At 66.1% G+C, this 15,813-nt stretch carries 12 protein-coding genes; 5 read left to right on the plus strand and 7 right to left on the minus strand.

Annotated features, from left to right (window positions below; genetic code table 11):
• Position 1: 1 nt before the first annotated feature.
• The 3 genes from QX126_RS15940 to QX126_RS15950 all read right to left on the minus strand — a co-directional run bounded on the left by QX126_RS15940 (position 2) and on the right by QX126_RS15950 (position 5,842).
• Positions 2–2,347, minus strand: a complete 2,346-nt coding sequence (locus tag QX126_RS15940; RefSeq protein ID WP_315757114.1) for an ABC transporter substrate-binding protein — start codon at positions 2,345–2,347, stop codon at positions 2–4.
• Between the two features lie 152 nt (positions 2,348–2,499).
• Entirely contained in the window at positions 2,500–3,393 is an 894-nt protein-coding gene (locus QX126_RS15945; protein WP_315782167.1) for a hypothetical protein, read from the minus strand.
• 850 nt (positions 3,394–4,243) lie between these two features.
• Entirely contained in the window at positions 4,244–5,842 is a 1,599-nt protein-coding gene (locus QX126_RS15950; protein ID WP_315782169.1) for an L-aspartate oxidase, read from the minus strand.
• A gap of 357 nt (positions 5,843–6,199) precedes the next feature.
• On the opposite strand from QX126_RS15950, the gene QX126_RS15955 reads away from it, so the two are divergent.
• The 5 genes from QX126_RS15955 (at position 6,200) to QX126_RS15975 (ending at position 11,853) form a co-directional block, all read left to right on the plus strand.
• Positions 6,200–7,447: an MFS transporter gene (locus QX126_RS15955; protein WP_315739972.1), complete on the plus strand. Its 1,248-nt coding sequence runs from the start codon at positions 6,200–6,202 to the stop codon at positions 7,445–7,447.
• Between the two features lie 64 nt (positions 7,448–7,511).
• Complete coding sequence (locus QX126_RS15960) at positions 7,512–8,498, plus strand: MDR family oxidoreductase (protein ID WP_315782171.1); 987 nt, start codon at positions 7,512–7,514, stop codon at positions 8,496–8,498.
• Between the two features lie 114 nt (positions 8,499–8,612).
• Complete coding sequence (locus tag QX126_RS15965; RefSeq protein ID WP_315782173.1) at positions 8,613–9,296, plus strand: hypothetical protein; 684 nt, start codon at positions 8,613–8,615, stop codon at positions 9,294–9,296.
• 176 nt (positions 9,297–9,472) lie between these two features.
• On the plus strand, positions 9,473–9,706 hold the full coding sequence (locus tag QX126_RS15970) for a DUF6894 family protein (protein ID WP_315739975.1): 234 nt from the start codon (positions 9,473–9,475) through the stop codon (positions 9,704–9,706).
• Positions 9,707–10,164: 458 nt separating this feature from the next.
• Positions 10,165–11,853, plus strand: coding sequence for a methyl-accepting chemotaxis protein (locus tag QX126_RS15975; protein ID WP_315776182.1), 1,689 nt, complete (start codon positions 10,165–10,167; stop codon positions 11,851–11,853).
• A gap of 12 nt (positions 11,854–11,865) precedes the next feature.
• On the opposite strand, the gene QX126_RS15980 is transcribed toward QX126_RS15975, so the two are convergent.
• The 4 genes from QX126_RS15980 to QX126_RS15995 form a co-directional block, all read right to left on the minus strand.
• Positions 11,866–14,550 (minus strand): DUF2339 domain-containing protein, encoded by a 2,685-nt coding sequence (locus tag QX126_RS15980; protein ID WP_315782174.1) that lies wholly within the window; start codon positions 14,548–14,550, stop codon positions 11,866–11,868.
• A gap of 193 nt (positions 14,551–14,743) precedes the next feature.
• Positions 14,744–15,250, minus strand: coding sequence for a tyrosine phosphatase family protein (locus tag QX126_RS15985; protein WP_315739978.1), 507 nt, complete (start codon positions 15,248–15,250; stop codon positions 14,744–14,746).
• Positions 15,251–15,351: 101 nt separating this feature from the next.
• Positions 15,352–15,576 (minus strand): hypothetical protein, encoded by a 225-nt coding sequence (locus tag QX126_RS15990; RefSeq protein ID WP_315739979.1) that lies wholly within the window; start codon positions 15,574–15,576, stop codon positions 15,352–15,354.
• Positions 15,573–15,812, minus strand: a complete 240-nt coding sequence (locus QX126_RS15995) for a hypothetical protein (protein WP_315717219.1) — start codon at positions 15,810–15,812, stop codon at positions 15,573–15,575. The genes QX126_RS15990 and QX126_RS15995 overlap by 4 nt, the downstream gene beginning before the upstream one ends.
• Position 15,813: the final 1 nt, after the last annotated feature.

Raw genomic sequence — 15,813 nt, forward strand, 5'->3', positions numbered from 1 at the left:
TCTAGCGACGCGTCGCATTCCACTCGAGAAAGCGGCGATACAACTCGGTCTGGCGCGCCTGGTCCGGCGGCGTTGCGGCCGCCGGCTTTGCCGTGACAGGAATGCGCGGGGACGGTGCGGCGGCCGCAACCGGCTTCGACGGTTTAACGGTGGCCGTAGTGGCCGCCGGAATCCGTGTCGTCCCATCGAGCCATTCCTGCGCGGCCCGGAACCTGGTCCAGCCGGCGACCGGCGCGCGCGGCGCCATCTCCTGCCATTTCGGATGGAAGGGAGGCCGCTGTAGCTGCGACATGCGCGAGAACAGCGACTCGACCAGCAGCGACAGCCGGCGATCGCGGTCGCTTCCCGGCTGCCAATTATACGACGCCAGGATTGCCTCTGCTGCGATCGTTTCCACCGACTCGGAATTGGAGATCAGGTTGGGGTAGTCGTCCGCGGTGAGCTTGGATGGAAGGTAATCCTCGCGCAAGGTCTTGTCGTAGCCGACCGGGACGAGATGCAGATTGGCATCCGTGATCTGGCTGAGCCAGGGCACCGGCTTGCCGTCGACCGCAATCATCGCGTCGATCTCCCCCTTGCGCAACATTTCGAGCGCGATGCGTGGCTCGATATAGAGCAGATGCGGCTTGATCTCGAGCCGCTCGAACACGTTGATCGCGGTCACGAAGGTGCTGCCGTCCGGCAGGTCGACCGCAACGGTCTTGCCGTCGAGCTCCCGCATGGTGCGGATCGATCGCGGTGCCAGAACATGCATTTCCTCGTTGAACATCTTGGTGACGTAGACGAGCTGATTGCGGATGTTGCTCGCGAAGTCCTTGCGTTCGAGATAGGACAGCGTGTCCTTGCGCACGATTCCCACGTCGACGCCCTTGAGCATGAGGATGTCGGCCACCGCCTGAACCGAGCCGCTGCCGAGGACCGGCATGACCCGCAGGTTGATGCCGTCATTGAGGACCGAGGCGACGTCGGCGCCCATCTGGGAATAGGTGCTGCCATACGAGCCCGTCATCAGGCTCACCGTATTGGCGTTGAGCTGGCTCGCGAGGTCCCGCTTGGCCGACGCATAGCGGAAGATCGCCTTGAAGGAATCGCTGACCGCACCCGGGTCGATTCCGCTGCGCACCGGCCCGAACCGTTCCCAATGGCCATCGACGAAACGCTTCATCTGCATCTGCTCAATCGGCGCGTGGTCGCTGGCGCTGGTATTGGCGACGATCCCGGGAATCAACATGGGAATTGGCGTCCCCTTCAAGGAACGCGCCTGCCTCATGATGTTGTCGCGGGAGAAGTCGTCGCCGCAATTGCGCAGGACCGCAACCATCAGGTTGGCAAGCGCGTAGCCCACGATTCCCAAGCTGTTGTTCTTGCTGATTGCAGGCGCGTAGCGATCCATGAACGCGGACCACTCGGCGAAGCCGGGATCGCCGCCCTGCACACCGCCCTCGTACAGGATGGTGGCGGAAAGCAGTCCTTCCGCGTTCTGCAGGCCTGCAGGCTGCAGCACGGTGGCAACCGAATCCGAAACCGTGGGGATGATGTGCTCGGGTCTCCAGCCGAGCTCGGCGAGGCGGCGGATCGCGAGCACCGTGAATTTCGGAGTGCTGACGTCGACCAGGATGTTGGCTCCGGCGGTCTTCAGCTTCGCGATCTGCTGATTGATGTCGGCATCGGTGACCGCGTAAGCCGCTTCCGCGACGATCGGCAGCTTGCCGCCGAGCCCGTCCTTCAAACCCTTCAGATAGTCCTTGCCGAACTCGTCGTCTTGATAAAGTACACCGATGCGCGTGCCACCGGCATGTTGCTCGAGCAGATATTGCGCGTGAATATGAGCTTCAATCTGGTAGCTGGGTTGCGCTCCCATGGTCCAAGGATAGTCGCGAGGCTGATCCCAGATCGAGGCGCCGGAGCCGACGAACAATTGCGGTATCTTGTTCGCGTTGAGATAAGGCCGCACCGCCGCGCTGGTCGCTGTTCCAACGCTCGCAAAGATGACGTCGACCTTGTCTTCCTCCACCAGCCGTCGTGTCAGCTCCACCGTCTTCTGCGGATTATAGCCGTCGTCATAGGAGATGTAGGTGATCTTGCGGCCCCTGATCCCGCCCTCGTCATTCACCTTCTGGAAATAGGCGGAGATGACCTTGCTCACGCTGCCGTAGGCGGCCGCCGGCCCGCTGTAGGGCGTCGTATTGCCGATCCGGATCTCGCCCTCGGCAGCACGCGCCAGGCCTGGCACGGCGGCAAGCACGAGGAGCAACGCCACGGTCGGAGAACCCGGCGCGCCAAGCAGCCGAGGACCACGGGGCGCCGACGACAAGGCCGGTTGCAACAGACGATCAAACATTCCCATCATGGACCTCATCACGCAACACAACACTTTGCGGGGACGCGCGTCGCCCGCACGACACCATCGACCAGGATCCGGCGGTCCGCGCCCCGCCGCAATTCCTGCGCAGCGACCGGCGTGAGACCGCGCTGGATCACCCGGTTTCGAAGCTCGGGTCACTCGAGCCGCCGTCGAGCCTCGAGTGACCCGAGTTCGGCGGCTCTCGCGTACCAGGCGCGGGCCTTGGCCGGATCGGGCGCGACGCCAACGGCTTTCAGGTTGGACAAGATCGCGGGGTCATAGGTGCCGGCCAGCGTCAGTGATGCTTCGGCGTCCGCTTCCGCGACATGCGCCAGGATCAGGCGGGCACTCGCAACGTCGCCCGCGCCGATGAGATCGCGTCCGCGCTTCAGCATTTCGCTGATCTCGTTCTTGGTCAGCGCAGACGCGGCCGCCGGTGCAGGGCTCCTGGTCGCGATGGTCCGAGATGCTTTCGGCGGAATTGACTGCGGGGTCTCGCCTCCGCCCGGAGCCGGCTTGACGATCGGGACCGACGCCACGATCGAATCGGCCCGTCCGATCGTGTGCGCCGCGGCGTCCAGCGATGCTTGGCCGTCATCGGATTTCGATTTCCCCGCTGTCCCGAAGTTTCGGGGAGACGATGAAGCGGTCGCTTCAGACTTCGTAACTGTTTCAATGTTCGGAGCCTGCATGATGCGCACCGCAAAGAACGCGAGGCACGCAAGCGCGGCCACTGCGGCACCGAACCGGAAAACAGAATCGAATTCGAGCCGTTCGGGCGGAGGTGGAGGCATCACGACGGGATCGAGTGAAGGGATCTGCCAGGATCGGTCCGCTTCTGCTGGCGCCATTGGCATCGGCGCATCGTCAACCGCTGAAGCGGCTTGCCACCACGGCCGGGAGAGATCGGTGGCCGCATCCTCATCAGGCGCAGACGTCGCATGCGCGAGGCTGTTGGACAAAGCGGCAGGCTTTGCCGGGCGCCAACGTTCGCTCTGCGCATCACCCACGGTGATCCGCGATCCGCTACTCCGCAATAAGGAACTCATCCTCAACTACTCCTGCGGACACGCGCCATCGCGTCGCCCCGCAACACTCCCTGGACCGTTTGGCGCCTTTCTGCTCGGCGACTCGGCTTCCAAACCGGCGGCGAGACCGATGACCGAATCTATGGCCATGCCAAGCGGTGAATCGGCGATCTGGCAGCCGTGAATTCCCATTTCCTCGTCAGCAGGACGGACAAAACGCGCGCTACTACTTGAGCACCGCAAAATTTCGACCATCTCTTTTTCTTATTTGTACAGGTTCTGCGGTTCTTTTGCCGAAATCATGGCGAACCTGTCCAGCCATTTAGTTGGTGCTGGTAAATGCCGTCGGCGCCGGGGCGCACGAGATAATGCGGCGGCGTCTGGCCGAGAACGATCTGAAGCCATGGCGCAGGAGCATGTGGCGTATCCCCACAGATCGATGCGAATTAGTCGCGCGCGTAGAGGATGTGCTCGATCCGTGCGGCGATTCGCATCAGCGTCAGCCGGTGATCTGCTTCGACGAAAGGCCTCGTCCAACTCATTGGCGAGGGCCGCTCAGATCGTGCGCGTGATGACTACGAGCACCAGCGCAACGGTACGGCCGATTTGTTCGTCCAGCGCCCGCGGATCAATGGATGCACGCGGCCGACACGGCACGCACTAATTACATAGTGCCTGCTCCCAAATACCGGCGAGGCAGCAAATAACAACGAGTCGTGATATCTGTATTGGGCGACGATGGCTGCTTCGTCATGAGCACCGTCATTCCGGGACAAGGCCGCAGGCCCTGAACCCGGAATGACGGTGATCACGAATGACGGTGAAAACGCGACTGCCGAGCTCCGTCGTGACGCAGTCGGATCAGCTCTTGCTACGCGCTCAACGGCCGCGACTGCCGCGCCGTCGGCCGTGCCGCGAGCTCGTCGGCGATCTCGCGGGCAGCGGCCAATGTGGTCATCGTCCGCTGCGCGAAACTCGGATTCTCCGCGGGGCAGTCGGCGCGGCAATGCGCGCCGCGGCTCTCGCGCCGGCTCCAGGCCGCGGTGGCGATCAGCAGCGCGGCGCTCGCCATGTTGCGCAGCCTCGGGCTGCCGGCGTCGCGCTCCATCCTGGCAATCGCGGCGATGGCCTCCGCCAGCCGCTCCTCGTCGCGGATGACGCCGAGCTGCGCCGTCATCGTCTCGCGCAGCGAGCTCGCCGCAGCGCCGGCACAGGGGCCGGCCGGATCGGCGAACGCAATGTCCTGTAGCGTGGAGGGCGCGGTGAACGTTCGGCCGGAGATATCCGCGGCGATCCGCTGGGCGAACACCAGCGCGGCGAGCAGCGCGTTGCCGGCGATGTGGTTGGCGCCGTCCGTTGCCGTCGCTGCGACTTCACCCGCCGCCCAAAGCCCCTCGATCGAGCTGCGGCCCTGCGCGTCGACCGCGATCCCGCCCATGTGGAAATGCGCCGCCGGCGCCACCGGAATCGGCTGCCGGGTCGGATCGAGCCCCGCGGCGGTACAGGCCCGGTGCAGCATCGGATAGCGTTCGGCGACGTCGTCATCGAGCACGTCGCGCGCGTCGAGAAAGGCGCCGCGTCCGGCGATGATCTCGGCCATCACGCCGCGCGCCACCGTGTCGCGCGGGGCAAGATCGACCAGCGGATGGCGCGGCAGCATGAAGCGCTGGCCGCGCCGGTTGACCAGGATGGCGCCGGCGCCGCGCAGGCTCTCGCTCACCACCGGCGCCGGATCGTGACCGGTCATCATCGCGGTCGGATGGAACTGGACGAACTCCGGATCGGCAATCACCGCGCCAGCGCGCGCGGCGATGGCGAGGCCGATGCCGGCGGCGTGCGGCGGATTGGTGGTCGCGGCGAACAGACGGCCGATGCCGCCGGTGGCCAGCACGATTGCCGGCGCCGCGATCAGCACCGGCGCGGCCGCATCGTCGTCGGTCGGCCGCAGTTGCAGGCCACGCACCGCGCCGTCTTCCGTCAGCAGCGCGTCGGCGACATGGCCCTCGATGATGCGGATCGAGGGCGTTGCGCGCACGGCTTGAGACAGCGCGGTGATGATCGCCTGTCCGGTGAAGTCTCCGCGAACGCTGAGAATCCGTCGCGCGGTGTGCGCAGCCGCACGAGACGTCGCCAGCCTGCCGCTGTGATCACGATCGAAAGCCACGCCGAGGCGGACCAGGTCCTCGATTGCAGCCGAAGCGTCGCGCGCGAGCGCCAGCGCAGCCGTCGCGTCGACCAGGCCGCCACCGGCAGCGATCATGTCGGCGGCATGGCTATCGGGGCTGTCGCCGGATGAAACCGCTGCCGCGATGTCGGCCTGCATCGTCGCGCCGAACGAGGCCTCACCCAATGCGGTCGCGGAGATCAGCGTGACCGGCTGCGGTGCGAGCTTCAGCGCGCAGAACAGTCCGGCAACTCCGGCACCAACGATCACGACGCGGCCGGATGTCTCGATCTGATCGTGGTCCATGTGATGTCCAAATTCCACATTCCGTGCGCATGTGTACCGCGGTACCTGTTAGTTCTTCTTCAGAGACTTCCTTCGCTGTTTATCGGTGTTTGGCGACAAATAGCGGCTGTTCTGAAGGTCACTCTCGCACAGGATGAATCGTCGTTTGCGACTCGCGCACCAGGACGTTTCGCGCCGGGACAAGGACGCATGAGCGAGTTCCGCTGCGGGAACTCGCTTCGGATGACACGGACTCATGGCTGGCCGCCGCATCGAAATTTTTCATGGCTGGGTTCCGCTTTTGAGCTTGGGAGTTCAATGCAAATGCATTAATCGGAAGGCCGCGGCGGACAGCGACCGCAGCAGGGGAGGACACGGATGTCGGTACAGGCAGGCGATCTCGGCACGGCCTCCCGCAGCCAGAGCTGGCGGACGCCGGTCGTCATCATCGTGTGCGGCTGCGCGATTGCGCTGCTGAGCTTCGGTCCGCGCTCCAGCCTCGGCTTCTTCGTGCAGCCGATGAGCCGTGAATTCGCCTGGGGACGCGACGTGTTCGCGCTTGCGGTGGCGGTGCAGAACCTGTTGTGGGGGCTCGGTCAGCCGCTCGCCGGCGCGATCGCCGATCGTTTCGGCGTGATGCGCGTGATCTGTGTCGGCGCGCTGCTCTATGCCGGCGGCCTGCTGATGATGCGCTATTCCAGCTCGCCTCTGTCGCTGAACATCGGCGCCGGCGTGCTGGTCGGCTTCGGCCTGTCGGGCTGCTCGTTCAATCTCATCCTGTCGGCGTTCAGCAAGCTGCTGCCGCCGGAGCGCCGCGGCATCGCGCTCGGCGCCGGCACGGCGGCCGGCTCGCTCGGTCAGTTCCTGTTCGCTCCCTTCGGCGTCGCGCTGATCGACCAGTTCGGCTGGCAGAGCGCGCTGATGGTGTTCGCAACGCTGATGCTGTTCATCGTGCCGCTGTCGCTCGCCGTGGCGACGCCGCCGGCGGCCGAGGCCAAGCCGTCGGAGGCCGAGCAGCAGTCGTTCACGACCGCGCTGATGGAGGCGTTTGGCCACCGCTCCTACGTGCTGCTGGTGCTCGGCTTCTTCACCTGCGGCTTCCAACTCGCCTTCATCACCGTGCACCTGCCGGCGTTCCTGGTCGATCGTGGCCTGTCGGCGCAGGTTGGCGGCTGGGTGATCGCGGCGATCGGCCTGTTCAACATCATCGGCTCGCTCAGTGTCGGCTGGCTGCAGAGCCGGCTGCCGAAGCGCTACATCCTGTCCTTCATCTATTTCACCCGTGCGCTGGCGACGCTCGCCTTCATCTCGTTCCCGGTCACGGCGGCCTCCGCGATCGCCTTCGGCGCGGTCTCCGGGCTCGCCTGGCTCTCCACGGTGCCGCCGACCTCGTCGCTGGTCGCGATCATGTTCGGCACCCGCTGGCTCGCCACGCTCTATGGCTTCGCCTTCGTCAGCCACCAGGTCGGCGGCTTCCTCGGCGTCTGGCTCGGCGGCATCGTGTTCGAGCGCTACGGTTCCTATACGCCGATCTGGTGGCTCTCGATCCTGTTCGGCGTGCTGTCGGCGCTGATCAACCTGCCGATCGTTGAGAAGCCGGTCGCGCGCGCCGTTCCCGCGACCTGAGTTGCGCGGCCGACCCGATCGGCTAAACATGGCGTGAGACAAAGAAAGCGCAGGGAGTGCCGCTGTGGGAACGTTCAAGGCGATCCGGATCGACAAGGCGGACAAGGGAACGACCGCGACGCTGACGCAGTTCGATGAAGCCGAGCTGATGGACGGTGACGTCATGGTCAAGGTCGAGTGGTCGGCGCTGAACTACAAGGACGGGCTGGCGCTGACCGGCAAAGCGCCGGTGGTCCGGCGCTTCCCGATGATCGCGGGGATCGATTTTGCCGGCACGGTCGAGCAGTCCAGCCATCCCGCCTGGAAGCCGGGCGATGCCGTGATCTGCACCGGCTGGGGCATGGGCGAGACCCATCTCGGCGCCTATGCCGAGAAGGCGCGGGTCAAGGGCGATTGGCTCGTCGGCCTGCCACAGGGCCTGTCGGCCCGGGATGCCATGGCCATCGGCACCGCCGGCTTCACGGCGATGCTGGCCGTGCTGGCCCTGGAGAAGCACGGGCTGACGCCGGCCAGCGGGGCGGTGGTGGTGACGGGCGCGGCCGGCGGCGTCGGCTCGGTGGCGACGGCGGTGCTCGCCAAGCTCGGCTACCACGTGATCGCCTCGACCGGGCGCCTAGCCGAAGCCGACTATCTCAAGTCGCTCGGCGCGGCCGAAATCATCGACCGCAACGAGCTGTCCGGGCCGGCCAAGCCGCTGGCGAAGGAGCGCTGGGCGGGCGGCATCGACAGCGTCGGCTCGCATACGCTCGCCAACCTGCTGGCGATGACCCAATATGGCGGTGCCATCGCCGCCTGTGGCCTCGCTGCCGGCATGGATTTGCCATCGTCGGTGGCGCCATTCATTTTGCGCGGCGTATGCCTCCTCGGCATCGATTCGGTGATGTGCCCGCTGCCGGCGCGCAAGGCGGCCTGGCAGCGCCTCGCCACTGATTTGGATCGCGCAAAACTAGCTGAAATCACTCACGAAATTGCCTTGGACCAAGTGGCGTCGCTGGGGCCGCAGATTCTCGCGGGCCAGGTCCGCGGCCGTACGGTGGTAAGAATATCCTGAGGATGTTCAGACTTTTCAAACCATGCTGCTCCATTGTTGCCATGGTTGGTATGGTAAGCATGGGGTAAAGATACCGCCTTACCCGCTGCGTTGGGTTAAGTGGGAGTTTGATGCATGCTCGCGCGTATATTGCTGGGGACCGTGACTGCCGGTGCCGTGATTGCTCCCGCGGTTGCGGGTTCGATGACAGCCGACGAGGCCCGCAAATTCGTCGCCGGAAAGGTGTTCGCCTTCACCTGCGTCGACGGCACCCGTGGCGCGGGCCGCATCCTCGACGACATGGGCGCGGCGGGCGCGGTGCAGTTCTCCGGCTCTGGCCCGGTGCGTCATATCCGCCTGCCCGGCAACACCCTGCAGATTCGCGGCCAGAACGTTTGCGCTGCCATCAAGGGCATGCCGTTCGAGCCGTGCTTCAACCTCGACAAGAAGGACGACCGCAGCTTCCGCGGCTCGGTCTCCGGGCTCGGCGCCTTCGCCTATTGCGACTTCCAGCATCAGGGCGGAGCCACCATGCTGATGGCGCGCGCCGTGGCGCGGCCGCGCGCCGCGCGCGCTGCTGTTCCCGCTGCCGACGGCTTGCACACCGAAGTGGCGGCGCGGGTCGAGACCCCGCGGGTGGAGCGCAGCAAGGTAGAACCCCTGAAGGCGGATCCTGCGAAGGCCGCCAAGGCGGAAAGCGCGAAGCCCGAAACCGCCAAGGCCGAAAACGCCAAGGCCGAAAACGCGAAGACCGAAATTACCAGATCCGATAACGCGAAGTCGGATGCGGCGCCGGAGCTGCGTCGCTCGACCGATTAGTTGTTAGTTCACCGATTATTGAAAAACCAGTCCCCTATTAACATAGAGCAATATTTTAAGCTGACCGCACGTTAGTGGTCATTGCGCCGTAGTCGTACGGAATCTTAAATTCATGCCTCGGTAGTGACTCGTGTGCAGTTTGCAACCAGGGGGGTGGCCCACGAGAAAGGGTCGTTATGTCGCTTTATTTCTTCCGAATCAGCCAGGGCCGCTATTCTGGCGCTGCTGATCAGCCTTATGAATTCGCCAACCGGGAAACCGCCTGGAACGAGCTGACGGCTGTCTGCTCCGACCTGATCGGTGGCATCTCGAAGTCGTTGCAGCAGGGGGCCGAGTGGCAGATGGAGCTGCTCGACGAAGCCAAGCAGCCAGTGTTCCGGATCCGCCTGATGTCCGAAGCGGTCGGCTGAGTTCCAACTGTCCGGGTGATTGCGCCGCTGGCCATCGGATTCGAGGTCCGGTGCGCCGTGGCGCCAATCCGCTGAGGGCGTGTTCTCCGTCCGTCACACTTCTCGCGCTCAGACGGCGTTTGTGATGTTGCCGAACGCAGTTCGTGGTTTTGCTTCCACACGATCCGTCAACGGTATCGGGAGATCCGGTGCCTCGGGCGCCGGTTCAGGAGCACCGCGCCGTCCCTGAGAGCCATCATTTTACGCGCATTGTCAGTAATCTTACGGTTCCAGCATTAACCTCCGATAAGCCTGTTTCGCGCCCAATGAGGTCGTCAGAGACGACATGCGGGTTCGGAATTTTCGGAGCCCTCTGATCCTCTGACCTCGACCGCGCAGCGCAGCGCAGACCTGGATGTTCGGGCCGTCTCTGGCGCTGGCAGAACGCGGCCGAACCACGCAGTCAGCTGGGGTCCTCCGTGTCAACAATGTCCATTCGTACGAAGATCATTTCGGTCATCGCCTTCATGCTCGTCACCATGTGCGGGCTCGGTGTGCTCGCCGTCACCAGCATGCAGTCGATCAATGCCAACACGGTCGACATCGCCACCAACTGGTTGCCAAGCGTGCGCGCGATCGGCGAGCTGCGCGCCGACATCAACCTGCTGCGCATCGCCTTGCGCGCGCATGTGATGTCGGAGACGACCGAGGCCAAGCAGGCCGCGGAGAAGCGCGTCAACGGAATCCTCGAGACGATCAACAAGGACCGCAAGACTTACGAGCCGATGATCACCTCGGCCGAGGAACGCGCGATCTACAACAACTGGGTGCAGTCCTGGGAGAAGTACGTCGTCGCCGTCAAGCAGGTGATGGATGAATCCAACAAGAGCGTCGGAAAGATTCCGCGCGAGGCCACCGAAATGCTGGAAAAGTCGGCCGCGGCGATCGCGCGTGACGCCGACAAGTATTTCATCCAGGACATCGAGTTCAACAACAAGGGCGCCGACAACGCGACGCGGCAGGCTGCCGAGAGCTTCTCGCGCGCGATCTGGCTCGTGGTTTCGATCATTGCCGCCGCCGTCATCGCCGGCATCGCCGTCGGATTCTATCTCGTGCAGAACGTCTCGTCCGGCATCGCGTCGATCATCAAGCCGATGCAGGAGCTCGCCAAGGGCGATCTCGGCGCGGAAGTCACGCATCGCGGCGAGCCGAACGAGATCGGCGCCATGGCCGATACGCTGCAGGTGTTCAAGGAGGCGCTGATCGCCAAGAAGGAGGCCGACGAGCTCGCGGCCCACGATGCCGAGGTCAAGATCGAACGCGGCCGGCGCGTCGACAACATCACCCGCCAGTTCGAGGCGACCATCGGCGAGATCGTGCAGACGGTGTCGTCGGCCTCGACCGAGCTCGAGCATTCCGCCGGCGCGCTGTCATCCACCGCGACGCGCTCGCAGGAGATCTCGACTGCGGTTGCGGCTGCTTCGGAGGAGGCTTCGACCAACGTGCAGTCGGTCGCGTCCGCGACGGAGGAGCTGTCGTCGTCGATCACGGAGATCAGCCGCCAGGTGCAGGAATCGGCCCGCATGGCCACCGAGGCCGTCGACCAGGCGCGCATGACCAACGATCGCGTGAGCGAGCTGAGCAAGGCCGCGGCGCGGATCGGCGACGTCGTCGAACTGATCAACACGATCGCCGGCCAGACCAATCTGCTGGCGCTGAATGCGACCATCGAGGCCGCTCGTGCCGGCGAGGCCGGCCGCGGCTTCGCGGTCGTCGCGTCCGAAGTGAAGGCGCTGGCCGAGCAGACCGCCAAGGCGACCGACGAGATCGGCCAGCAGGTGTCCGGCATCCAGGCGGCGACACAGGAATCGGTCGGCGCCATCCGGGCGATCTCCACGACCATCGAGCGGCTGTCGGAAATCTCGTCGGCGATCGCGGCGGCCGTGGAAGAGCAGGGTGCCGCCACGCAGGAGATTTCGCGCAACGTCCAGCAGGCATCGGAGGGCACGCAGCAGGTTTCTGTGAACGTCGTCGACGTGCAGCGCGGCGCGACGGAAACCGGAACGGCCTCCACGCACGTGCTGGCCGCGGCGCAATCGCTGGCCTCGGACAGCGACCGGCTGAAGCGTGAGGTGGCGTCGTTCCTGGAGTCGGTGCGCGCGGCCTAATCCGACATGGCGCTACGCCGCCGGCTGAGCCGGCGGCGCCTGCTGCTGCCGTCGGAACAGCACCTTCTGGTACAGCCAGCCGATCGCGACCAGCACCAGCCCGAGCCCGATGAACGACAGCGCGCGCCACGCGCCGGTCAGCGCCGACATGTCGATCAGGAAGGCCTTCAGGATCGTCAGCGCGATCACGATGGCGGACGCCAGACGGGCGCGTTGCGACTGCACGATGATTCCGATCCCGAGCAGCACCACGCCGAAGGCGAGCCAGGCGATCGAATAGGTGTACTGCTCGGCCGCGCTGGTCGGCCCTGCCGTCAGATCGGGACCGTGATAGATCCGGCGGATCTCGAGGCTGACATAGGACAGCGCCAGGATCAGTGCGCCCGCGGCCAGCGTATTGCCATAGGCCGGCGGACGGCGGCTTGCGACCGCGTAGGACAACAGCAGCATCAGCACTGCCGGGAACGCATAGGCCAGGATCAGGATGTTGAGCAGGCCGCCCTTGATCGCGACATCCGAGATCATCGGGTTTTCGAACAGCAGCAGGCCGAGCACGGTGGCGCCGCCGGCGAAGCCGGTCAGGATCACGGCGCTGATGTTGTGCACGATGCTGCCGCTGCGCTCCCGCAGCCGCTCCAGCCCGATCGCCAGCGCCAGGGCCACGCAGACGTCGAGTCCCACTTCGGCGAGCGACGGCACCGCCAGCATGTCGCCGTCATTGACGGCGTGGCGGATCTCCAGGAAGGCGAGCAGGGTCGTGAACAGGATGGCGGCGGCCTCGACCGCGCGCAGCGGCGCGTCGTCGCCATGGCGGCGCATCAGATAGCTCGCGCCCCAGAACGACGCCGCCGGCACGCCATAGCCCCACAGCAGCCAGTTGACGATCGGCGTGGTGCCGACATCGGCGCCGACGATACGCGGATCGTAGCCGATGCGCAGCACGACGAGCCCGGCAAAGACCGCCGCCAGCGTGCGCAGGAACGGGATCGGCCGGCTCTCGAAGATCCAGGCGGTGCCGAGCGACATCAGCGCCAGCGCGATCGTCAGCCAGCCTTTCTCCAGCGCGAAGGTCAGCGCCAGCGCCAGCGCGGCCAGCGTGCCGGTCGCGAACAATGCGATCGAGGCGCTGAGGCCCGGACGCTCCTCGCGCCGGGTCAGCGCCTCGGTGGCGACGGCAAACGCGGCGGCGAGCACGACGGCGACGATCGCGAACGGAATCGAGCGGTCGAGATGGGCGATGCGCGCATAGAGCGCGACAAGAAGCGCCAGCGGCGTGAACACGCCGGCCGCCGACCACACCACCGGCACGACCGCGTTGTGCGAGCGGCCCTGCGCCAGGAAGCCGGCGCCGCCGAAGCCGAGCGCGAAGATCGCCGCCGTCACCAGATGCGACGTGACCGATGCGCCGAGCGGGTTCGGCCCCATCCCGGGCAGCGCGCCGCCCGGCAGCACCAGCAGGTCCGGATTGTCGCGCAGCGCCCATTCGGCGAATACCAGGAACACGGTGGCCGCCGCAGCGGCGACCGCGCCGACGGCGCTCGGCGCGCGCCAGGCGACCGCGAGCGTCGCCGCGACCAGCGCCGTGAAGCCGATCAGCGCCAGGCCGTCGTGGAAGGTCGCGAGCGTGACCAGCATTGCACCGAGCAGATAAACCGCCAGGCCGACGGATGAGATCGGCTCGACCTCGTCGTTCTCGGCGGCGGGTCCGAACATGAAGCCGCAGACCACGATCAGCGCGGCCAGCGCGAAACCAACAGCGACGTGGAAGACATGCGGCGCCACCGTCTCGACGCCCGCGTCGAGTCCGGGCAAGGTCCACAGGAACGACAGCCCGATCGTGGTCATCGCGAGCCAGCGCCACAGCCGCACGCGGGCCAGCGCAAAGGCGGCGGCGGTGACGATGGCGAGGTAGATGTAGAGCGCCCAGTAGTTCGGCTCGCCGGTCGACACCAGCACCGGCGTCGTGAATGCGGCGACGAGGCCGAGCCCGGCCAGCGCCGGGCCGTGCAGCAGCGCCGCCGCCAGCGTGCCCAGCGCGACGATGCCGAGCAGCACGAAGGCGATCGCGGGCGGCAGGAACTCATAGAGCGCGTAGGCCGCGTAGATCGTGGCGAAGGCGACCGCCGTGCCGGCCGCGGTCAGGATCGCCGGAATGTTGGCGATCGGCAGCGCTGCGATCTGCGAGATGCTCTCCTTGCGCCGGGTCCATTCGCCGGCCGCGAGCAGCGCGGCCGCAAACAGCGCGCCGAGTGCGACGCGCACCTCGGGGCCGACCAGGCCGGCCTCGATCGAGTAGCGCACCATGAAGAAGCCGCCGAGCGCCAAGGTCAGCCCGCCGATCCACACCACCCAGCGGGTGCCGATGCGCTCCTCGAAGCCGGCCGCAGGCTGCGGCACGGGTGGCGGGGACGCGAGCGGCGGCGGCTGTTCGGCCGCGTCGTCGCTCGCCATCGCCGCGGGCTGGAGAGCAGGCTCGGTCAGCTCCGGCAATGGCGGCGGCATTGGCGGGGCTTCAGCGGGCTCCTGAAGCGGGCTTAGCGGCGGCGCGACCACCGGCGCAGCCGCGATCGGGCGTGCCGCCTCGAGCTTGGCCAGCCGGGCCTGCACCTCGGCCAGGCGATCGGAAATCCGGCGCGCGAAGGCGAGCGCCGCGAACGCGACCAGCAGCGCGATCCAATCCAGGGGCCAATCGAACATCACGCGGGGAATCCTCAATCGATGGCGCCGATGGGCGTCAGGGGTGGAACGCGCCGGCCTGCGGGTGGACCGCTGGCGCAGCGAATCGGCCGACGGCCCACGGCGGGTCACCCGATGGCCGTCGTTCCCTCTGTGTCAAACCGCGGAACAAAAGTTCAAGGCGCGCCGGTACGCGGCTCCGCCGCGTCGCAACTCAGTCCAGATCGATCCGGAACGGCGCGCTGTCGACCATCATGGCGCCGGGCCCGATCGCGTCCAGCGCGCGCACCATGCGCCCCTGGCGGCCCAGTGCCCTGTCGGCCAGGCTGACGATCAGCCGGTTCGGCGAGGCGATCGGCGAGGCCTGGCGGATCGCCCAGGCGATATCGAGCTCGTCGCGATTGGGGTTGAGCGCGCAGGCCGTGGCGAAGGCGCTCGCGGTGGAGCGGCTGATGCCGGCATAGCAGTGGATCACCAGCGGCGCCGCGCGATCCCAGCCGCGCACGAATTCCAGCACCTGGGCGACGTGATCCTCGCTCGGCGCCATGAAGCCCGGAAGCTGCTCGGTGATGTCGTCGACCGAGACCCGCAGATGGTTTTCGGGGCGGATCGTCTCCGGCCGCTTCACCTGCTCGACATTGGCCATGATGGTCAGCACGTGGCTGGCGCCGGTCAGGCGCACGGTCTCGGGCAGGGCGGCGAGTGAGCAGACGTGGATCATGGCGAGCCTTTGGAGGCCCGATTATACGAATGGGGGCACAAGGGCAAAAGCGGGATTTGGATGTCTGCTGTCGGGCTGGCGCATATATGCGCCGACAGCCCTCAGCGCGTGTTCTTGAGCTGCCGCAGCTCCTGGCGAACCAGATGGGCCTTGCCTTCGATCTCCGCGTTCAGTCGCTCGAGATGGTCGAGGAGCCGCTCACGGTTCTGGGGGGCGATCTCGACCGGTTTCTCGGACCAGGGCCGGCGCACGAACAGGGCCACAATGGCGACGGCCAAGGCGGTCAGAAGCGGAAAGCTCAGGGCAACGAGCTGGTGCAGGGTCATCGAAGACCTCCCAGGATCCACTGACCCAGCAAATGTATGAGCACTCCGGTGATAATGCAAACGACGCCCGACCCGTAGATCAAGCCCGCGGGGGTGCTGGGCGGCAGCACCCCATAGACGAACTGGGCAAGCGGCACGAACGTCCCGGCGGTGACGATGGCCGTCGCCAGCGTGTTGACCCAGTTGGCGGCCAGCTTCAGCCGTTCGTTGCGGCGCTCGTCCGGCGTCAGCGGCATC

The sequence above is a fragment of the Bradyrhizobium sp. SZCCHNPS1003 genome (genome assembly GCF_032381555.1).
Taxonomy (GTDB): Bacteria; Pseudomonadota; Alphaproteobacteria; order Rhizobiales; family Xanthobacteraceae; genus Bradyrhizobium.